The sequence below is a fragment of the Ectobacillus sp. OTK genome (assembly GCF_059698935.1).
The window spans coordinates 985,007-1,006,882 of the sequence record NZ_AP048547.1 but is presented as its reverse complement, the minus strand read 5'-3'; the positions used below and the strand labels follow the sequence as shown (position 1 = coordinate 1,006,882).

Annotated in this window: 15 protein-coding genes and 2 pseudogenes; 6 read left to right on the top strand and 11 right to left on the bottom strand. The window is 37.8% G+C overall.

Going from position 1 to position 21,876, the window contains the following annotated elements; translation table 11 throughout:
• Nucleotides 1-36: 36 nt before the first annotated feature.
• Together AC6HZ4_RS04950 and AC6HZ4_RS04945 are read right to left on the bottom strand one after the other, a co-directional pair.
• On the bottom strand, nucleotides 37-1,218 hold the full coding sequence (locus AC6HZ4_RS04950) for a M20 family metallopeptidase (RefSeq protein WP_497493893.1): 1,182 nt from the start codon (nucleotides 1,216-1,218) through the stop codon (nucleotides 37-39).
• A 193-nt stretch (nucleotides 1,219-1,411) separates the two neighbouring features.
• Entirely contained in the window at nucleotides 1,412-2,116 is a 705-nt protein-coding gene (locus tag AC6HZ4_RS04945; RefSeq protein WP_497495603.1) for a C39 family peptidase, read from the bottom strand.
• Nucleotides 2,117-2,687: 571 nt separating this feature from the next.
• Between AC6HZ4_RS04945 and AC6HZ4_RS04940 the strand changes: the two are divergent.
• Nucleotides 2,688-2,825 (top strand): annotated as a pseudogene (locus AC6HZ4_RS04940) (cytochrome aa3 quinol oxidase subunit II); the annotation flags it as partial.
• Nucleotides 2,826-2,995: 170 nt separating this feature from the next.
• Here the strand turns inward: AC6HZ4_RS04940 and AC6HZ4_RS04935 are convergent.
• Genes AC6HZ4_RS04935 through AC6HZ4_RS04920 form a run of 4 tightly spaced genes read right to left on the bottom strand, consistent with a single transcriptional unit; the run spans nucleotide 2,996 to nucleotide 7,522 of the window.
• On the bottom strand, nucleotides 2,996-3,469 hold the full coding sequence (locus tag AC6HZ4_RS04935) for a hypothetical protein (protein ID WP_497493812.1): 474 nt from the start codon (nucleotides 3,467-3,469) through the stop codon (nucleotides 2,996-2,998).
• The gene (locus AC6HZ4_RS04930) at nucleotides 3,441-5,576 is read right to left on the bottom strand and encodes a site-specific integrase (protein WP_497495596.1); all 2,136 of its coding nucleotides are present in this window, start codon (nucleotides 5,574-5,576) and stop codon (nucleotides 3,441-3,443) included. Before AC6HZ4_RS04930 ends, AC6HZ4_RS04935 begins: the two co-directional genes overlap by 29 nt.
• A gap of 14 nt (nucleotides 5,577-5,590) precedes the next feature.
• Complete coding sequence (locus AC6HZ4_RS04925) at nucleotides 5,591-6,937, bottom strand: tyrosine-type recombinase/integrase (RefSeq protein WP_497493811.1); 1,347 nt, start codon at nucleotides 6,935-6,937, stop codon at nucleotides 5,591-5,593.
• Between the two features lie 30 nt (nucleotides 6,938-6,967).
• On the bottom strand, nucleotides 6,968-7,522 hold the full coding sequence (locus tag AC6HZ4_RS04920) for a helix-turn-helix domain-containing protein (RefSeq protein WP_497493810.1): 555 nt from the start codon (nucleotides 7,520-7,522) through the stop codon (nucleotides 6,968-6,970).
• A 917-nt stretch (nucleotides 7,523-8,439) separates the two neighbouring features.
• On the opposite strand from AC6HZ4_RS04920, the gene AC6HZ4_RS04915 reads away from it, so the two are divergent.
• Nucleotides 8,440-8,817, top strand: coding sequence for a Y-family DNA polymerase (locus AC6HZ4_RS04915; protein WP_497495602.1), 378 nt, complete (start codon nucleotides 8,440-8,442; stop codon nucleotides 8,815-8,817).
• Between the two features lie 6 nt (nucleotides 8,818-8,823).
• Here the strand turns inward: AC6HZ4_RS04915 and AC6HZ4_RS04910 are convergent.
• Nucleotides 8,824-9,994 (bottom strand): annotated as a pseudogene (locus AC6HZ4_RS04910) (IS3 family transposase).
• A 976-nt stretch (nucleotides 9,995-10,970) separates the two neighbouring features.
• On the opposite strand from AC6HZ4_RS04910, the gene AC6HZ4_RS04905 reads away from it, so the two are divergent.
• The 3 genes from AC6HZ4_RS04905 to tnpC (AC6HZ4_RS04895) all read left to right on the top strand — a co-directional run bounded on the left by AC6HZ4_RS04905 (nucleotide 10,971) and on the right by tnpC (AC6HZ4_RS04895) (nucleotide 15,845).
• Entirely contained in the window at nucleotides 10,971-12,629 is a 1,659-nt protein-coding gene (locus tag AC6HZ4_RS04905; RefSeq protein ID WP_497493892.1) for a hypothetical protein, read from the top strand.
• A gap of 29 nt (nucleotides 12,630-12,658) precedes the next feature.
• The gene (gene tnpC, locus AC6HZ4_RS04900) at nucleotides 12,659-14,077 is read left to right on the top strand and encodes an IS66 family transposase (protein WP_497492759.1); all 1,419 of its coding nucleotides are present in this window, start codon (nucleotides 12,659-12,661) and stop codon (nucleotides 14,075-14,077) included.
• A 349-nt stretch (nucleotides 14,078-14,426) separates the two neighbouring features.
• Nucleotides 14,427-15,845, top strand: coding sequence for an IS66 family transposase (gene tnpC / locus AC6HZ4_RS04895; RefSeq protein WP_497492759.1), 1,419 nt, complete (start codon nucleotides 14,427-14,429; stop codon nucleotides 15,843-15,845).
• Nucleotides 15,846-16,238: 393 nt separating this feature from the next.
• Here the strand turns inward: tnpC (AC6HZ4_RS04895) and AC6HZ4_RS04890 are convergent, their stop codons facing one another.
• Together AC6HZ4_RS04890 and AC6HZ4_RS04885 are read right to left on the bottom strand one after the other, a co-directional pair.
• Nucleotides 16,239-16,829: a hypothetical protein gene (locus AC6HZ4_RS04890; protein WP_497493891.1), complete on the bottom strand. Its 591-nt coding sequence runs from the start codon at nucleotides 16,827-16,829 to the stop codon at nucleotides 16,239-16,241.
• Nucleotides 16,830-16,857: 28 nt separating this feature from the next.
• Nucleotides 16,858-17,571 (bottom strand): DUF1643 domain-containing protein, encoded by a 714-nt coding sequence (locus AC6HZ4_RS04885; protein WP_497493890.1) that lies wholly within the window; start codon nucleotides 17,569-17,571, stop codon nucleotides 16,858-16,860.
• A 771-nt stretch (nucleotides 17,572-18,342) separates the two neighbouring features.
• Between AC6HZ4_RS04885 and AC6HZ4_RS04880 the strand changes: the two genes are divergently transcribed.
• Entirely contained in the window at nucleotides 18,343-19,056 is a 714-nt protein-coding gene (locus AC6HZ4_RS04880; RefSeq protein WP_497495601.1) for an IS6 family transposase, read from the top strand.
• A gap of 702 nt (nucleotides 19,057-19,758) precedes the next feature.
• Here AC6HZ4_RS04880 and AC6HZ4_RS04875 read toward each other — a convergent pair.
• Complete coding sequence (locus AC6HZ4_RS04875; protein ID WP_497493889.1) at nucleotides 19,759-20,934, bottom strand: helix-turn-helix domain-containing protein; 1,176 nt, start codon at nucleotides 20,932-20,934, stop codon at nucleotides 19,759-19,761.
• 35 nt (nucleotides 20,935-20,969) lie between these two features.
• Nucleotides 20,970-21,686, bottom strand: a complete 717-nt coding sequence (locus tag AC6HZ4_RS04870; protein ID WP_497493888.1) for a hypothetical protein — start codon at nucleotides 21,684-21,686, stop codon at nucleotides 20,970-20,972.
• Between the last annotated feature and the right edge of the window lie 190 nt (nucleotides 21,687-21,876).

The window sequence follows — 21,876 nt, the reverse complement described above, 5'->3', positions numbered from 1 at the left end:
TTTTTGCATTTTACGTAGCATACAGCTAAATTATTTCTATTTATAAGCATTTGCTTGGAGGAGGCTAAGTGCCGCTTCAGTAAAAAGAGCCGTTCCCATCGGCAGCCCATCCTCGTCGATCGTAAACCGCGGATGATGATGAGGATATATAATCCCTTTTTCCTCATTGCGAGCGCCGATGAAGAAAAAGCAACCTGGCGCCTTTTGCAAAAAAGCAGAAAAATCTTCACCCGCCATTGTTGGAGAGAGAGAAACGACATTTTCTTTTCCGAACAGCTCTTGCGCGGTTTTCTCAATATGCGCTGTTATGTCACCACTGTTCACAACAGGACGGTAGCCGTACTCATAGGAAAACGTGTAGGATGCTCCGTGTGCTTCCGTTATTCCCTTAACGATTCTCTCAATACGGTCTGCTGCTGCTCCTCTTAACTCATGGCGCAAACTCCGTACGGTTCCTACAATTTCCGCTTTATCCGGAATGACATTATGCGTAGTACCAGCTTGAAATTGAGTTACAGATACAACAAGAGAATCTAAAGGGTTTGTGTGCCGGGATACGATTTGCTGCAATTGTGATACAATATTTGTTCCAATTGCAATGCTGTCAACCGTTTCATGAGGGATACCAGCATGCCCTCCTTTTCCAAATACCGTAATTCGAAACACATCAGGAGATGCCATTGCAGGACCATAAATGATGCCAATCTTCCCCACTTGAAGCGGTGACCAAAGATGTGCGCCAATTACATAATCTACCCCATCCATTACACCAGCTTGTACCATTTCCTCCGCTCCGCCTGGAAAGTCTTCTTCGGCATGCTGAAACAAAAAGCGAACCTCACCACAAACTTCATCCTTACGTTGTGAAAGCTCGTATGCCGCACCTAGGAGCATCGCGGTATGTCCGTCATGACCACATGCGTGCATCTTACCCGGATGCTTAGAAACAAATGCAAACTCATTTTCCTCCTGAATAGGCAATGCATCCATATCAGCCCGGATAGCAATCGTTTTTCCCGGTTTCCCCCCGATTAATCGAGCCATGACGCTGTATTTCGTAGGACGCGATACCTCTAAATGTGAGAAAGTGCACAACGTATCAAATACAAATTGAGATGTTTTCTCCTCTTGGAAGGATAATTCTGGATACATATGTAGATATCTTCTCCACTGCACGAGCTGTTCCTTCGTCACAACTGCTTTCATGTCTGTTCTCATCCTCCTCATCCCTTCTTTACCGCCTCAAGTTACATGTGTATTTCTCTACATTGTACCAAAAAATAACGCACTCTTCTTCATAAATGTACCGAAAAAGTTGACAAAGTCCGTTTTTCTAACGACAAAAGAGCTAAACAGATATGAAAAGCTGGACCATTTCTCTCTTACAAAAAAGCCACTTAAACAAGAGCCGTTACTTCGGTAATAAAGAAATGGCCTGCTTCCCCATTTGCATCCATGCTTGTTCAAACAGCTTTCGAGGATGAGCTGTTCTAGGTCCAGCCTCTAACGGATCATTTACATATACATAGTCCTCATCATACCCGACAATCACTACGCTATGTTCATGGTACGTAACTTTTACAGCTCCTGCATGTGTTTGCCACGTTTCAAATTCACTCTCTGGTAAAGGCTGAAACGTAGCATTTGTAATAATCCAAACTGGAGATCCGAGACTGACCATTTTGTATACATCCTGTATATCACGACCTGTTAAATCTATTACCTTTCCAGGCACATACCGTTGTGCGAGCTTATAGATTGGCTTATGATATACACCATATCCTGGCTGTGAAAACGTATATATATTTCCGACAAATCCTTCGTTTGGATTACCGTATTTGCCGGCTGTTTGAAAGGGAACCTGTGCAATTTCCTTCGCAAGCGTCATTTTATCAACATTCGCTCCACCATATTGTAAAAGCATTGCCAGGCTGGTCACCTCGCAGCCCCTCTGCAATTCTGGCAGCTGCTGCAAAAAAGGCACATGCTCAATTATCGCTTGTTTTTTTAAATATAACTGCAGTTTTGTACCTACCTCCTCTGTTTCTTGAAGCAGTTTGTCCTTTTGTGTCTCTATAATATCCGACAAATCAGAGGTGCATGAGGAGGTAAACATTGCAAAAGTCATAAGACTTGCTGCGTATTTCATCACCTTGAGCATATTTGATACTCCATTTAATTATTTTTCTTTTTATTGTACAAGAGGAAGGACTTCCCCGAAAACTCGTATTTTTTTCCTTTATAAAAAAGAGCAGCATTGTCTGTATGTCTATTTCGAGAGCGTGCAGCAATAGGGCTCCTATCATCTAACTGTACTCTTTTAAGTCATATTCCCAAGATACAAATTTGACCTTTTAGTCAGAATTTTGTGATTATTCAAACATATTACTTTCTTAAAAAAATACCCTGACTCACCTTAAATATCCAAATAAGAGACATATTATCTACTCTGCCATCACTTTATTCCGAAAGAAAATTTAGAATATGAGGATGGCACGATCAGAATGTTATACAATATGGCTATGTTACGAACTTGAACACACCGTCTGTAACAAAAATCACAAATAAGGGATTTATTTGTGTCTATTTTTCAACAATATTCGCCATGCTATTGCCAATCTGAGATTCATAGGTTTATATTATTTTATTGGCATAGTGATAGTCAAAACAGAAAGGAGATTTATACCGTGCAACCTAAGAAAGCGTTTTGGAAGCTTGCTTCACTTCTTCCGCTATCCTTTGTATTGTTCCTTAGTGGCTGCGATATGAAGATGGCAGTTTTGAACCCACAAGGGCCTAATGCGCAAAGCCTGAAGGACTTGATTAGTTTTTGTTAAAAACACCGAAAGGTGTTATCGGTCTTTCAGATTAATAACTTCCCATAGAATGTTCCACATTATATGACGTAAGAGAAAAGGATAGATAAAAGCAGATATAATTGGCTTTATCTATCCTTTTTAGTACTACATATGATCTCATTTACTACTACAACATTTTACTGGAACTTCTCAAATTGACTGGCTGCCCAACTTTTATTATTTTCAACAATATATTGTTCTGCATGGATTAGTTTTTGTACAAGTTCTTCTTTAGTTAACCTCATGTATTTCCTTTTTAGATATTCCGAGTCTCTGTCATGAATTAATTTTCGATAGTCAGTATCTTCGATACTGGAAGAGTTTGCTGAACTAGTTTTGTTAGAGTTCTGCTTTCGCTTATACGTTGTACTATGTTGTTTATAATAGTCGTACAACTCCTTGTTTGTACGAATGGTATTTTCGTGAATACCTTTTCCTTTAGTATCAAGTTTTTTTGACTCTTCCGATATAGAACTGAAGGTGACAGGGCGACCAGCTTTAACTAGAAGGTCAATCACTTTTTGCCCCAATTCAACTACACGTTGACTGCTAGCTAGGTGATTATCCTTCAGCCAAGGACGTTCACTTATTGAACTGAACTTTTGACTCATAATTTTGTTCCTCCCTGTATCGTTCAATTAACTCAATCTCTTTTAGCTCATTACGTGCATGTCTCCTCATTGCTCTTGCTTTTTTTACCTCTACCGTTAACCCAAGGGCAGCGTAACGTTTTTCCATATCTTTGGATAAATCAATCACCTCTACTAACTCATGCTTTTTTTCCGGTTCTGGAATTTTTGCTTGGCAGCCTAAACATGCCATCTTGATGGGGCAAACCATATCTGTAACACAAGTTCCACCCAAAACGTTGTTGAATATTCCTACTCTCTCTTGGTACTCATCTAGCTCCTTTTGGAGCTTTTTAGGACTTCTGAGGTAGACTTCATCTATGTCAACATAATCAGAAATCACATCATGTAAATCACTAACAGATTGAGCTATTTGACTTGGCGTAGGCTCTGAATAGTATCCTGTTACTTTAACATCTTTTTGGTGTAAAATCTTTGCTACAACATTGATTGACATGGCCTGTCTTTGAACAGCTTCGGTGGCAAACGCATGGCGTAATAAGTGCGACTTTACAACAACAGGTCTACCTTCCTGCGTTTCAAATCTTAACCCGTGAACCAAAAAACGAACACATGCCGAAACCGTAACCTCCTTAAAAGCTCTATGATTATATTGAAGAAAATATTTTTTAGGGTCAGGAAACAAGTGCTTGCGTGTATGCCTATATTCAACACTCGGAATTCCTTCACTTTCATAATGCTCTTTTAACATCATTTGGATTTCTTTAATTAGTCTTACAGTTTGTTCGCTGATATAAAAAGGCTCTACTTCATCTCGACCTTTTGGGATGGCATAAAAAGAGTATCGCATTTTATTTTTAAACTTCACTGCCTTGAGACAGCCGTTATCATTGTTGAGTTGTAATAATTCATTGATTCTAGCACCTGTTGTGGTGAAAATATCTAACGCTAACAAACCGAAGGTTGCTGCGGTATATACTGACTCTGTATCAAACAAAACTCCATCTGCCTTATCTTGGTTACGTGAAACAAATATACTAAGGCTGAGTATTCCTTCATGCTGCGAATAGAAAGGTAGGGGATTTGTAGTTGAATTTTCTTCTCCATATCCCCATGAATTTAAAAATTCACGCTTTTGCTCTTTTTCTTCATCAGTACCACTTAGAGACCATTGCCCTATAACACCTTTTTCAAAAAGCTCGATGAACCAAGGGCCCTCTGCTACATCGTCATCTTCGATGCATTCTGCTTTGATAAACTCTACAAAGTAGTGGTTATTCTCGGTTGAATATGCACCAGAGCGTTTCTCAGCCGCCCTTATAGAGCTTGTATGGAACTGCTCTCGGTGATGAAATACAAACGAAGGTTTGTCCCATAAACGAAAATAAAAACGTTCTCCAATCCGTTCAGGTTCCTCCCAAGAGAATTCTAAAGGTAAATCTACACCGGGCTTTTTAGCCCTTTCACAAGCTGCTAAAAAGTTATCTCTTATTCTTTTAATTTGATTCATACGGAAATTTCCTTCCGCTCGAATCTCAGGGAGCAAAGGAACAACGGCATCTGTTTCATTTTTCCGATTGTCATGTCTCTCAGAGAGAACTAATTTAGCAAACGAAAAATCACTTGAGTCAAAAGATGGCATAGGCAACAAAAATTGCTCAAAATAGACCTGTTCTTTAGCGTCTTTTTTGGTCGTTAACCATTTCTTTGTTGCGTAAGCTCCCATCCTATACAATATTAATACCTCTGCTCTCTTACTGTTAGAATGCTCTGGAAAGACATCTCCTTTTAGGTATTGGTATAGATGTACTTCCACATCAAATTCTGTCATATCTTTCAAAGAAAAAGCATTGAAGATATCTTTCATTCTTGGATTAACTGTCGATAGGATGTTTTTTATTGTTAGTACATCTGCATTATTATCAGCATAAACCAGTATCACCAATAGGAGGTGATTTTTCCAAGGTTTATCTGATGCGGTATTAACAAAATGTTTTAAATTTACTTTATTTAACTTATCTAACAAAAATGTTCCTCGTGAATCTTGTAAGCGAAGGATTCGCTCGTCGATTTTACCTTTTAGCTGCTGATAAAAAGGGGAATTGGGTACAACCGTTGATACTGTCAGATGAATCACTCCAATCAATCAAATAAATCCCGTAATTCCTCCGGAATTTCAGTTTCATCAGTGGTTTCCAACACTGTTAGTGTTGGTTTTTTCTTTCGCTTGTTCTTCTTCTGTTCAATGTACTCTTGCCCTCGTTTTTCCATGTTCTCTAGCATTTTGTCATGTTCTTCACGATGTTTTTCTTCCTCAAAGTGATGTTCGTATGTCTCAATCGTATTGCTTTTAGGAGACCATTTCATATATTGAATGAGTTCCTTTTTTCTTTTCTCAATTTCCGCTTTATCTTTAGATGTATTAAGGATTTCGCGCATTCTTGTGGTAACAAACCAATGCCTTGCTTTATGAGGATTTAACTTCATTTCACTTTTTTTCATTGCTTTGTTCCAGTGGTATAACCATGCATTATAGTTATATGGACTTCCTAATTCCGTAAGGAATATAGGTTCTGTACTTGGTAACGTATTAAAACCTCGTTGTAAGGAATCTACTTGCTTACGCTCCGTATCTATATAGTCCAGGAGCATTTTAACGGTTTCTTTACCAAAGCGAATAAACTTCACCCTCCGACCATGACTTCCTTTACTAAACGTGTTAGCCTCCTGGGAAGATTTTCGCGAACGATAATCTCCGATGGTTAACCCAATTATTTCTGAAACCCTTGCTCCTGTCTCAAAAATCATACGAGTAATCACCATTTCCCTTAACGCCCAGCTAACTTTCTTTCCTGCTTGATAAACTTGATGAGGAAGGTAAGGGTCATCAATGATTTCCGGATGCCATTCCTCATTAATAAGTTTAAAATATGAATCTGTTAATCTTCGGTAAGGAACAGCTTCTTCCGTTCCTGCTTCAGATGGCATACGGGGTTTATTCTTTCTCACACCGTCGGTTTGAGTTTTGTATTCATCTAAAATAGCAATAGGATCTATCATTGGATTGGGATAGTTATATTGCTTTAACCTTGTAAGGGACTTATAGAACCCCCTTAAAGCAATCAGAAACAGGTTGACTGTGTTAGGACTTTTGCTTGTACGGTTTACAAAACGAAAGGAGTCCTCTTCTCTTACTTTACAAGCCATTTCATTCTTAAGGTAGTCTTCAACAATCACTCTTATAGCTTCAGGGTTCTCGTCCCAGTGAACATGGTTTCCTTGGTAGTTACTATAAGTGTCGAGCCAACTAAAGAAAGGGAGGAGGCATTGTAAATATGATAGAGCAGAGCTTTTGCTTATTCTCCCAATGCAGTCATGGTAAAAGTCTGTTAACGGTAGAAATGGCTGATTATTATGGTCAAATACAAGTAGTTCATACCGACTTCTAATACCATCGGGGCAGTAACTATACCAGTATTTAGTTATCATAAACAGTCTCCTTCTTTGCACGTTTAAATGTTAATCTTCTAAAAAATTGTAAAGATGGATTTTTTGTTTATATGTTTTGGTTTCATTGCTATGTATTGGGTTGTAGTTTTGTTGAGTGAGGTCGTATAAATGTTTACTTTGTTTCCTTGGTATTTTGACAGGAACAGATTCAGAATCCCAATTTTCTTGGATGGCTTTTTTTATGAACCCATTAGGGTTTTTCACTCTTGTAGGAGATTGTTGCATGATAAGGAGTATCTCTAGTGTTCGTTTAATTCCTACAACAGAAAGGATGGATAGTATGTCATCAGTAGGCGAAGTTAGGGTAACAGCTTCATAAGCAAGCTTAACCAACTCTGTTTCATCAACATCAGGTTTTACTTTTTCGTAGTGTGTTTGCTCTGTTGTTCCGACAGGAACAACAATTTTGTTGAGGTTGGGTAAGTCGCTTTCAGGGATTCTCCACCCTTCTTTATCACTATTTCTATATGAGTTAGGTAATTTACCAGCACGAATCCATCGTTTTACTGTTTCCTCATGCTTCCCTAGAAGAGTAGCAACTTCTTTGACCGTGTAATCTTTCATTAATATACCTCCGATAAGAATGTACGTTCCTGCAAATGTATGTTCCTATTTTACAACGACCATACTATTGTTGTAAATAACTTTGTTGTAGTAAAAAATGAGGTCATTTAGAGGTCTTATAAATAAAAAAAGGCACACCACTAATAGTTAGTGATGTACCTTTTTATACAATGTGGAACATTCTATTTGAGGCATTGAGATTAGGGGTTAGATTACCATTTATATCCCCTTAGTTTTACAGAGTACAGTCCTTTTTTCATTTATCCTATTTAACTAAATGGCTGAACAAGTGGTTTATTGAGATGTATTTTTTATTTAATGCATTATTACTAATAAGGTAGTGTTTTACTTCTATATTTTTTTAAAGGCACTCTTTGAATTATTTTTGTACCATCCATAACAAGTAATGTTGCGTATTTAGAAAAGAAAAATACTTCATTTTCACTTACATTCTTTTTAACTTTGTACTCTAAAAAATACTTTCCAGTATTATCATTAATATGTTTTGATCCTCTTATTAACAATAATTCTCTTCCATTGAGTTCCATTAAGTTCTTAAATCAAATCCTGGCTTCACTTTTAAACTCAAATTCTTTTTGCATAGTTCATTACAATTAGTAAATTTTAATTTGATGTCATACCTTAGTCCTTGTTTGGTGATCGAAGTTGAAACAATAGAGACCTCGACCCGTTCTTTATTCTCAAATCCTGAAAGGATAAACATTAAAGTGAAAATTATAACTGTAAAACAAATTTTGAACTTCATACTACCACCCCTCAAATAATTATCATTTCATATTTGAGAGTGTATTATCCTGTAAGTGTTTTAAATGATAAAAAACAGCTGTTTTCGGCACAAAAATAGTGCTATTTCCAAGAGGGATTTTTTATTTCCCTCTTGAAAAGCACTACACTACATTAAACAAGGATCTCGATTATATGAAGTTCCAAGGAGAAATGACATACATATTGTTAATCCTTTAATGGCCTATTATATAAAGGTATCTAATCATATTTCTTCAATATTATTACGATATGTTCCTATTGAAGATTTTCATGCTTATAGCATAGACGAAGCACTAATTGATGTGACTCATTCACTACACTTATTCGCAAAATCACCAGCTGAATTAGCTTCAAAAATTATTGAGAACATTAGGAGGGAAACCGGTATTAAACATACTATAATTAGAAGAGGATACTATGTCCAATACGAGGGCGTAGATCCTCTTTTTTTATACATAATGGAATGGATCTATGTTAATAGAATGGACACGTTAAACAGAGAGAAATAGCCGATTTTATGCAGCTACTTGTCTCTGGTTAGCATAATATTGTGCTTCAAACTCGCAGGGCGAGACATATCCCAATGCGGCACGGCTTAGCTTTCGGTTATAAAAACATTCAATGTACTCAAAAATGGCTTGTTTTCCTTCGGTTCTCGTCTTAAACTTCCTTGGGTACAGCCACTCTTTTTTCAATAAGCTATGAAACGATTCGATTACCGCATTGTCATAACAGTTTCCTTTTCGACTCATGCTCACTTCTATCTCATGTGCCTGAAGGAGCGCCTGATAGTCATTTGAGGCATACTGGCTTCCACGATCCGAATGATGCAGGAGGCTTCCTTGTGGCTGCTCTCTGCTAATTGCACGCTGAAATGCTTGTATCACAAGTTCTTTTGTCATGCGGGAGTCACAGGCCCAACCTACAATTTTACGTGTGTACAGGTCCATGATGCTCGCAAGGTACAGCCAGCCTTCGCCTGTCTCCACATACGTAATATCCGCCATCCAAACCTGATTTGGCGCTGTTGCCGCAAAGTTCTGGCCCAGCACATTGTCATGTACCTTGTAACGGTGGTTACTGTTCGTTGTTGCCTCTTATATTTTCGTACCGTAATGGAACGCAGACCTTCCCTGCTCATAATGCGTGCCACCGTCTTCTGTGACACCTTGTTTCCCTTCTTGCGTAGTTCCTGTGTAATCTTCGGACTCCCATAAATTCGCCCTGACTGTAAATACTCGTTTTTCACTTGGCGGACCAGTTCTTCTTTCTTTTTTGCCCGCTCGCTCTTTGGACGCTTGAGCCAGGCATAGTAACCGCTTTTGGATACACCTAACAATTGACACATCTTCACAATGCGAAAAGCATCCTGGTGCTCATGGATGAACGCATACTTTACTTCTGATCTCTGCTGAAGATGCCTAGCGCCTTTTTTAGGATTGCCAACTCTTCCTCAAGTTCTGCATTACGACGGCGCAGCTTCACTACTTCTTCTGTTTCCGGCTTCAGATTTCTTGAACCTACAAAGCTTGTTCCATTACTTTCTTTGTACTCCGTCACCCAACGGTATAACGTCTTATACGTAATGCCTAATTCTTTTGCCACTTGGGCAGTTGTTTTGTTCCCCTCCAAGCATAGCTGAGCTACTTGCCTCTTATACTCTGCATCATATTTTGTCTTTGTCATCTGGACACCTCGAACTTTTTTGCTATTGTTTATTATAAACTCTCTGTTCGACCTGTCCATCTATTAGACTATCATCACCCTTATAGTTCGCTAAACGTAAAAGTAGGTACCAGTCTGTTGCATATTTAGTGAGCGCAGGGCCTTTCATTGTTGTAAGAACATGTGAGCAATACAGCCTTTCCGAATAGTATTGGCAGCGAATCCGACGGATATACAGGACATTTGGGGTCTGTGTAGCAATGGAACAAAATTACGCAATAAGCATTAGCGGACATTATGTACACATGGTACAAGAAAGACTCTCCAATTTATTTTTAGGAAGGTCTCTCTGACTTTACAAAAAAATTATAATACTGTTATTTATAAATATCTCCACGATTTCCAATAGCCTGTATGTATAGGATTCTCTCATGATGATCTATATCAGGGGTCCCGCCAACATTTTAAGGAAAATATACGCTAAGGAACTTTTTAATACGAAAAAGCCGGTTTTTCCTACTCTAAGTCCCAATTCCAGCGTTGCTGCGATGCTGGTACTGGGACTATTTATGTGAACATGAAGCTCTTCAGATAGTCTAACTGAAGGGCTTTTCATAGTTCCCTAAACACATCGACTCCCGATAATGCGCGATTATAAAAACTGGAATTGAATAGGATATTAAGGAAAATTTTTCTTAAAAACGTATTATTCATATGGTAAAATAAAAAAAGGTAGGGATATCATGAGAAAATAAGGAAAATTTGTTTGTATGTTTAGTGATTATTTTGGGGTTATCGTCTTGTTAGAACTACAACGGTAAATATGTACAATGGGGTGACATCGCAAATAGTGATAGATAAGTTCAAAAGAAACGATATACCTTGACAGTACTGTAAGCTCCTTTCTGAACAGTTTAGCACTATTCAAAATCACCTAATATGAGGGCATTTTTTTATTTTGACTGTCAATATATATGGATTTAAGGAGATAAAAAATGTGAAATTCCTGAAAAGTAGAAATCTAATCAGTCTGTTATTATGTTTCACCTTATTTTGTTCATTAGTACCTATATTCCCAGAGGAAGTTACCTATGCTAGTGGAGACAATTTAAACAAGTCACTAAGCTGGCTTAAAAAACAATTTGACCCACCAGTTTATCCTTCTAAACTCAGTCTTTCAGAGAATTATAGTTATGATTATGTTGGCCATGTTTCAGGACAAGTAGACATAAATTCTCTTCCAAACTATACAACTAAATCACAACCCTATCTCCAAACAAATTATAATTATGTACAGGGATATTCTGGTGAAGTGAGTGGTGTTTGGAATAACATAGATAATCCGGAAAATTACTCTATTGTTATTTATGATAAAACAGATATGGATTATGAAATTGGAAGAGCTTCCTTAAATTCTGATGGTACTTGGAGTGCTGGTGAAAAGACATTCCATGGTACCCCGCGTATTACTTTAGAAGATAAGTCCAATAATATAAAGGCTATTGCAGAAGAGAAGCCTGTTTCTGAAGTAATTAAGGAGTATGAAGTATGGATTTATTGTGTTTCGGATATACCGTACCTTCAAGCAAAAGTTCCTATTAGTGCAGATGGTTCATTTAATACGAACAGACCTTCTACTTATAGTGACTCAGCTTCTAGTACTGCTATAGGAGTAAGAGAAGGGGAAAAAGTCGCGAGAATAGTTCGAGTATCTGATGAAAAGGTATTCGGAACAACTGAAGTTCCAAAATACAAGTTAATAAGATCATATAATGTACCTATTGATGATCCGGTAAATAAGCTAGGTATTGATAGAAGAAGTTGGATTTATGATGATGCGTTGGCTGTATTTGCTTTTTCGATGGCAGGTGATCAGGGAAGGGCATCATCTATATTATCGACTTTATCTCAATTGCAAAACAGTGACGGCTCTCTAGCTTTCTCATACGATGTTTATTCTGGACCACTAGATGAAAGAAAGAGGAGTGGTTCAATAGCATGGGTAGGAGATTCAGCAGTTAAATATGAAGAAACATTCGGTGATTCTACATATAGAAATTTTGCTATTTCCATCGCTAACTATCTTTTATCTCAACAAGATAAAAGTACAGGTAGTATAAAGGGTGGTCCCGATGTAAATTGGTATTCAACCGAACATAATATTGATTCCTATTTCTTTTTTAGAAACCTTGGGAACTTAACTGGAAATTCACGTTATTTAAAGGCTGCTAGCTCTATAGAAAATGCGCTATTAACGTATCATTGGAATTATTCTGAAAAGCGATTTAACCAAGGAATTAATGATCCAGCAGATGCACTAGATACAAGCTCCTGGGGTTCTATTTTTCTAGAAGCTATAGGAAGACAGGACTTATCACAAACTGCAACTGCATATCTTGAGAGATTTGAAGTTAATAATGTTCCCATGAATTTGAGTAGTAATGAGGGTACATATAATATGACTTATCAAACGGATACTCTTGTATCTGGATATAAACCATATAATAGTGGTTATGAAAATGCACCTAATGTTGTTTGGACAGAAGGAACATGGGGAGTAATAAATTTAGTAACTACTCAGGCTACCCACCTTCACGGTGGTTTCATATTTTCTAGTTTTTCAAGGTTTAGTCCCTCCCATCCCCGTTTACACTAAAGATAGACGATAAAATGGAGGTGAAGGGTATGATAAACCGAGAACAAATTTTAGAAGCGTATCATCAAGGTCCAGAAGCTGTTGTTTCCTTGTTTACGGAAACATTCACAGCCTTAGAAGCACGTGTTCAAGAATTGGAAGCTCGCACTAAAAAAAACTCCAAAAACAGTCATAAGCCCCCGTCATCAGACGGGCTACAAAAGCCGAAGACAAAGAGTTTGCGCGGGAAAACAGGACGGCTCACGGGTGGACAGCCAAAGCATGTGGGCTATACCCTTCATCAAGTTGAGACACCTGACCATACGGTGCGCCATTCTGTTACTTCCTGTTCGCAGTGCCAGACTTCCTTACAAGGAGAGCCTGTTATCGGTGTAAAGAAACGACAAGTGTTTGATCTTCCGCTCATCATTTTGGAAGTGACAGAGCATCAGGCAGAGAGAAAAATCTGTCCACACTGTCTTCATACAGAAGAAGCTACTTTTCCAACAGAAGTGAAAAATGTTGTACAATATGGACCGCATGTGGAACTCATGGCGGTGTATTTGGCATGCCATCAGCACTTGTCTCTCTCACGGACAGCTGAGTTTTTTCGAGATGTCTGCCACCAATCCATTAGTGAAGGAACTCTTAACACGATGATTCAACGTTGGAGTACGCGCCTTCAGCCAGTTGAAGAAGAGCTGCGTGAACTCGCTCTGATATCTCCTGTCGTACACTGCGATGAAACTGGAATCCGTAACGAAGGAAAGATAGAGTGGGTGCACACATTCAGCACAGAACGGGTAACGCTCCAATATCATCATGTCAAGCGCGGCAAGGAAGCGATGGATGAAATTGGGCTTCTTCCTTCTTACGAAGGAATCACTGTGCATGATGGCTGGTCTTCTTATTTCAAGTATGACAAGTGCCAGCATGTGTTGTGCAATGTCCATCATTTACGAGAACTGCAAGGCATCTATGACCATCGCAAAGAGGAGTGGGCCAAGGACATGATGGACTTCTTCCAGTCCGCCAAGAAAGCAAAAGAAGAAGCAAACGGAACATTAACACCCCATCAACTCCTAGACTTGGAACGAAAATACGAAGCCATTCTTACCGAAGGTGAGAAGATTCATCCACCCGCCAAGAAGGAAACGAATACGAAAGGTCGCGTCAAACAGAGTAAGGCATATAACCTTCTCCGTCGTCTAAGACTTCACAAAGATGCGGTGCTGGCATTCCTCATTCATCGGGACCTTCCGTTTGACAATAACTTAGCGGAGCGAGACATTCGCTCTATCAAAATTCGCCATAAAATCAGCGGCTCGTTCCGAAGCAAGTACGGTGCCAAGAACTATCTGCGTATCCGCAGTGTAATCGGTACTCTACGGAAACAAGGAAGATCTGTTTTTCAAACACTCAAAACGTACAACGAAACAGGAGTGATGACTCTGACTCCTATGCGATAAGCATAGGGGCTGCCGCTTGGTAGCCTCTATTTGTCTTGCATATCTTTAGGGAGCCTGAGTAGTTACCTGAATTCATTTTTTTCAAGAATACAGTTAGTAAAAGACTTTGACAAAAATACATATTTACAAAGTGTTTCTGAAATAGTTTTTCTGAAATACGCAATAGATAGTAAGTATGTGTACGAATTAAATAAAATTTTAAATACTGATAGAAATACAGATATAGATTTGCAGTAACTACTCAGGCTACCCACCTTCACGGTGGTTTCATATTTTCTAGTTTTTCAAGGTTTAGTCCCTCCCATCCCCGTTTACACTAAAGATAGACGATAAAATGGAGGTGAAGGGTATGATAAACCGAGAACAAATTTTAGAAGCGTATCATCAAGGTCCAGAAGCTGTTGTTTCCTTGTTTACGGAAACATTCACAGCCTTAGAAGCACGTGTTCAAGAATTGGAAGCTCGCACTAAAAAAAACTCCAAAAACAGTCATAAGCCCCCGTCATCAGACGGGCTACAAAAGCCGAAGACAAAGAGTTTGCGCGGGAAAACAGGACGGCTCACGGGTGGACAGCCAAAGCATGTGGGCTATACCCTTCATCAAGTTGAGACACCTGACCATACGGTGCGCCATTCTGTTACTTCCTGTTCGCAGTGCCAGACTTCCTTACAAGGAGAGCCTGTTATCGGTGTAAAGAAACGACAAGTGTTTGATCTTCCGCTCATCATTTTGGAAGTGACAGAGCATCAGGCAGAGAGAAAAATCTGTCCACACTGTCTTCATACAGAAGAAGCTACTTTTCCAACAGAAGTGAAAAATGTTGTACAATATGGACCGCATGTGGAACTCATGGCGGTGTATTTGGCATGCCATCAGCACTTGTCTCTCTCACGGACAGCTGAGTTTTTTCGAGATGTCTGCCACCAATCCATTAGTGAAGGAACTCTTAACACGATGATTCAACGTTGGAGTACGCGCCTTCAGCCAGTTGAAGAAGAGCTGCGTGAACTCGCTCTGATATCTCCTGTCGTACACTGCGATGAAACTGGAATCCGTAACGAAGGAAAGATAGAGTGGGTGCACACATTCAGCACAGAACGGGTAACGCTCCAATATCATCATGTCAAGCGCGGCAAGGAAGCGATGGATGAAATTGGGCTTCTTCCTTCTTACGAAGGAATCACTGTGCATGATGGCTGGTCTTCTTATTTCAAGTATGACAAGTGCCAGCATGTGTTGTGCAATGTCCATCATTTACGAGAACTGCAAGGCATCTATGACCATCGCAAAGAGGAGTGGGCCAAGGACATGATGGACTTCTTCCAGTCCGCCAAGAAAGCAAAAGAAGAAGCAAACGGAACATTAACACCCCATCAACTCCTAGACTTGGAACGAAAATACGAAGCCATTCTTACCGAAGGTGAGAAGATTCATCCACCCGCCAAGAAGGAAACGAATACGAAAGGTCGCGTCAAACAGAGTAAGGCATATAACCTTCTCCGTCGTCTAAGACTTCACAAAGATGCGGTGCTGGCATTCCTCATTCATCGGGACCTTCCGTTTGACAATAACTTAGCGGAGCGAGACATTCGCTCTATCAAAATTCGCCATAAAATCAGCGGCTCGTTCCGAAGCAAGTACGGTGCCAAGAACTATCTGCGTATCCGCAGTGTAATCGGTACTCTACGGAAACAAGGAAGATCTGTTTTTCAAACACTCAAAACGTACAACGAAACAGGAGTGATGACTCTGACTCCTATGCGATAAGCATAGGGGCTGCCGCTTGGTAGCCTCTATTTGTCTTGCATATCTTTAGGGAGCCTGAGTAGTTACCTCCATTTGATATTATGATTCCTCAGTCTTAAATTCTTCCCTAATCCAAAACCAAAAAACCAACCAAACTCTGATAAATAACTCTTTAGTTTTTCTTATCTTGATGGCGATGGGTACATACCCATTTCTGCACTTTGTCAGCAATAATAATACTTTAGGATGTACATAGAGTTAGTTACTAGCGAAGCTGTGATTGCCAAGAAGAAATAACTTTAATTTTGTTTGTTAGGATCGTAGAATTATCCCCAGCTTTTTTACCATAATTTAAATCTTTTCCATATAATTGATAATCTCAACAACAAAATATCCAGAATAGAGTCTTATCTTTTACTTCATACGATTAAATTGCTTAAGGTAATCAGTAAGCTCTGCACCTAAATCGTTGTCAAGTCTTCTGGAAAGAATAATCTTTATTTTTTCGATATTCATTGTGGTGAATTTAACAACTAACTCCTCCGCTCGCGTAAAGGCCTCAATTTCGATACTTCTTTCTTTGTATGGTAGAGACTTTTGCTTTTTAATTACCTCTGCATTTATTCTCTCTTCTTCATGTTGAAGAATATGTACATATTCGTGAGCAATAGCGTTATATATATTGACTTTTGCTATAATTTCCATTGCATTATAACTATGGATCCGATGTGCAAAAGAATTATTAATCTTCTCTGTCAATGTTTCAAGATAAATTTCTATACGCTGAACCTGTGCATAAGATGGAGAAAATATTAAACTCGCATCGGTATCCTCAACGGCAAACCCAGTAATATCCTTTTGATGATTTTCTGGCACGATGGGACACTCATAATCCTCCCTGATACCTAATTCCTTTTTTGTAAATTGTATAAACTGTTGTAATTCTTCACTTTTTAGGATATTTTTAAGAACAGTCTCATTGATATGTTGCCCTAAAAAAAACAAAGAAATCACCTCATTTTTATTTTTTACACTAATTGTGAAATTTGAAATCGTATGGAGAGAACACATTTTCGCGTAACATTGCAATTCGCTTTTCGACTGTCACCTCTAGCAACACATGGTTCAATGGAAATCTTTGTTCTACCCTTTGTGGATGGGGATGTTTGGGGAATAGTCGATTAGTGTTCTCCTTACCATAACCAAACACCCTGAGCTTGTCATGATGTGTTTCCAACAGTTCAGCTAACGGATAATTTGATTTTAAAATGGGGATCCCATATTTTTGCCCATTCTTTCCCCAATCAAGAACTACCTCATTTGCATTATTAAGGGCATGTTCGATATAAAACCAATTATTTTTGTCAGCTGGAAAATCATTTTCAATTGTATTACTACCTTTTATCACTGGACTTGTATTTACGACTAACAGTGTTCCATAACCATGGTGTTTGGCATATAACATCATAAAATCAACCGTATCATCACTAGTAAGTTCACTAGCAGCACTCGGGTTCATCATAAATGTAGTTAGAATTGGAAGATTCGCATTCCAGGTACGACGAAGGAAATAACGCCTATTAACCTCTGGTACACTATCCTTTCCATTATATTCTGGATGAAATACGGCTGATCCAATTGCGTGAACCGGTCTAAATCCATCATCCGGGATTGCAATCGAATCTACATTCCTAAATTCCCATTTATTATCTACAATCCATTCATTAGGTTTTTTTCCAGATTCCAAATCAGTCTCCTCCTTTAAAGTAATCAGTCCATTCACCATTATTCACACAATCAACAGTCCCCTTTTATACTTTTAATAATTCTTTAATGGTTATCTACTATAAAACTCCGAATCGATTAGTTACTTTCTACGAGAAGCAAGATATCCCTCCCAATTTAAGATAATCTCATTATAGGAGATTTCCATTCCTTAGGGATAACCCTTGTATACCTCCGAATCTCACTCAAATATTCTATGTATTTTCATTAATAATGAAATCCATCTCGGTATTGTTTTTTGGGTATATACAATTACACACCACATTAACATGGTGAATTTGACCATTTATTGTCTTTAGCAACTGAAGACCAAAGCATATAATGTTTGTCAAGCGTTGAAAAGCACTTTTCTGCATACTCTATATCGTCACTAAATTTTTCAACTGGCTTGCCTATGTAATTCATTTTCCACTATTTAATATAAAAAAGGCCAGTGGTTAGATGAACAGCTGATTCACAAAGATAACTCTTGTTTTCCTTTAAATTAATACCTCCAACATCAATCCCATCTTGAACATCTTTAATATAAAGATTTCGCTGAGCAAAATCAAAATTCTTTACGTGCTCTAAACATTTTCCTCCCCCATATTCATACTCCCGCCTAACATTTTCAGGACACTGCTAATTTGATCTTCTTTTTCGTTTAAAGATTCCAACAAGTCCAATAATTCCCTGCCCCCCCTTTCTTGCACCTGTTTTGATAGTAGGTACTTTTAATTAAACAAAACACAGGATTAAATTACCATTCTTTTTTTTGTTCTGGTGGAAGCATTATCAACCTGAGATTATTTTAGTGACCGTGAGATGGTACCTACGGTACAACCTCAGTTTTCGTGATTTAGTCGAAATGATGGAAGAACGCGGCCTATCTATTACTCATACAACCATCATGCGCTGGGTTCATCAGTATAGTCCTGAATTAGATAAGCAAGTACGGCGTCATCTTAAGCCAACCAATGATTCTTGGCGAGTCGATGAGACGTATGTGAAAGTCAAAGGTCAATGGATGTACCTATATCGTGCTGTTGATTCAGAAGGAAAGACGATTGATTTTTATTTAGGTAAAACCAGAGATCCTAAGGCTGCAAAGAGCTTTTTCAAGAAAGCTTTGCGGTCTTTTCATATTTCAAAGCCGCGTGTCATAACAGTGGATAAAAATCCAGCTTATCCTATAGCAATTGAAGAATTAAGGAAGGAAAAAAGCATGCCATCAGGTACGCAACTCAGACAAAAGAAATATTTAAACAATATCGTGGAACAAGATCATCGTTTTATCAAGAAACATGTTCGTTCTATGTTAGGATTGAAATCATTTCATACTGCTACTTACATACTGAGTGGTATAGAAGCGATGCATATGATGAAAAAAGGACAAACTCTCCAAGGGAAGAAGTCTGTCCAAAATCAAGTGAACCTAATTCATCAAATATTCGGCCTTTTAGCATAAAATAGTTCCATTAGGAAACCTTTTCGCCTCTCTATAGCTCTTCTGAAGTATTTGCACCAGAACCATTTCGATTGTTTTTTTTAGTAGATTGCAAATGGTGCTTTTTCCAACCTTCGCAATACCACAGTTCAATATCTTTTTAGCTGTAAGCGAACTGACATTTTGAGCGACTTTCATGATTTCTTGTTCCAAGCGAGTGGATTTTTTCGCTTTATAGGGTAAAAATAAAAATGGTTCAGCAAATGTTTTGCGATAGCATTGCACATTATGACAGAACATTTTGCAGTTATGGATCACATATACAACGTTCTTTCATAGCGAGAATTAGCAGAAGGTGCATTACAGGAATGGCATGTTAATGACAACTTCTCCGAGGCAACCCGAATAAATAGTGTATCTTCTAGAATTTCATGTGAGATATATCTAAGGTTTTCATCTAACAGTTTCACCACATCATCCACTTTACAGCACCATCCCTCACTTAAATAATAGGAACATATGGACAAATTGTTAGAATTTCAACCAACTTTGGAAAGAACCATTTTTTTTGCCACAAACACTCTAATTCTTTTTCAATGCAATATTTCACGAAATCCTCACGCACCGATACTGGAACTGAACCATTTAGTAAATCAAAAAGAGGATATCCGCTTATAAGTAACTCAAAAGCTACTAAAAGCACGATATCCTTTGGTTTTTTAATTATATAGAGTTCTTTGTTCTTTCCGCTTTAAAACTCAAATTAATTACTTGTTCGTTAACATTGCTTCTAGGATTAAGTCTCCCTATCCCTAGATTTGCTAATAATTCAACATCCGTTTGAGGTAGCAGTAGTTCTTGTAATATATCTTCTTCTGTCTTAATTTTATTATCTAAAATTAACTCAAAAGCCTTATTTAAAACTGTCGGTGAGGGTACTTTGATTATATCATCCAAAGGCTCTTTTGTTCGCATCTTTCTAGCCGACATTTGTTTATTAAGATATATATACTGATTTTCACTTAAGTAGCCTAAATCATAACATCTTCTTATCATAGCTTGCATAGAAACTTTCCAATATTTTTTTAGGTCTTTAAAATCCTCTAATCTGGTCCCTACAACTGTTTTGATAAAAGTATCTGCAGGCAATAGAAAAGTTGAAGCAAACCGATCTGCCTGTGCTTCCATCTTTTTAAATTCTTCCTTAGTTAGCTGTTCTTGATCATCAATGATATGATGATGCATTAAAAGATGACCTAATTCATGAGCGCAGTCAAAGTTCCTTCTTGCAGCAGAGCCCTTATCATTACCTAATACAACAATCGTCCGCTTTTCTCTTCTTTGAGAAAAAGCATCTATTTTATTGTTATGAATATCAAGAGATGATACAACAACTCCATTTAGTTCAAGAAGATGAACCATATCAGATATAGGTGTATCTCCTAGTTCCCAATAATTTCGAGTTATAATAGCAAGTTCTTCTATAGTTTTATTATCCCATTCTTTATCCTCAAACATAGATGTATCCGGAAGATTTAGTTCTGGAAATTCAATGAAACTTTCTAAGTAAGAATGGATTTGCGATAGCCATTTTACTCTTATCCGCTGCATTTCTTTTAATTTTTGGGAAGTACTTGAAGAGGCCCTGAAAAATGTATTACCGGCAGCGTCTTCTTCATTATGTCCATAAAAATACATTTTAGGAAAATCCAATGAATGGATAATATACATCAATGTTTCTGCCTTGGGTACTGCTTGACCTAGTTCAAATTGTGAAATAGCTTGCTTAGTCACATGAGCTTTTTTAGCTAATTCAGTAATGGTCATTCCACGAGCTAATCGAGCTTCTTTTAATCTTCTAGGGTTAAATGTATTTAACTCCTTATTCAATATACTCATCCTTTAAACCCCTTTTATCAAAAAGAACAAAAGGACTATTTTGTATCTTCCTCACGATCCTTTTTCAGTGCATCCTTTTTTATTGTTAAAGGAATAACATTATCTTTTTTCTGTACATTAACTTTCAGTTTAACAGATGGTTTTAGAATTCCTAAGTTGGATGTGGCTGGAGCGTCCTTTTGTTCTTCTAGCGCTGTTTTATTTACTCTTGCTGATAAGTTCATTGAGTATATCCATGTATCCTGTTCGGACGTAGTGGCACCGAGATAAACAAACTCTGGAATAGGTCCTTTTTTCCCGTTGTAAGTAACAACCATTGATTTTGGTAGAGATTCATCGAAATCAACTTCAAATAATGTTTGTTGTGGGTCAAAACGGTCATTTCCAGCAGATAAATCAGCCCGATACTCACTCACTTCCGGTAAATCCCCCAGTTTATCAACGGAACTAATTGTAATTTTTATATTTTCTTTTTCAAGAGTCAACAGAATATATTCATAAGATCCCACTTTTTTTACTTCTGTTGTTATCCCAAGAGAGGGGTTTTGTCTCACAAGTTTATCAATAGCATTATTAATACAAACGATTCTAATGTATGGGAAAGAAATCTTTGCTGTTGGATAATTTATGAATGGCCATTTTTCCTGATCTTTTTGATCATAAAAGTCTTTCAAACCATTCTTGATTCCATTTAAAAGTAGATCATAGATTTGTTCATTTAATGCAAATTCTTTTTCAATGATAGGATTCAACAGATTCACTCTCCCAAGTTCCATTAATATATTCTATGAATATTTTTACCTTTTATTTAAATTTTGTCAAGTGAATTGCCTGATAGTTATAAAAAAGTAAACTTTTATTTGTTTATTACCCATGTATTTTAAATTTTTCTCCATTAGATGTCATGACTTGTTAGAACGAGAGATACTCTAATCAAAGTTG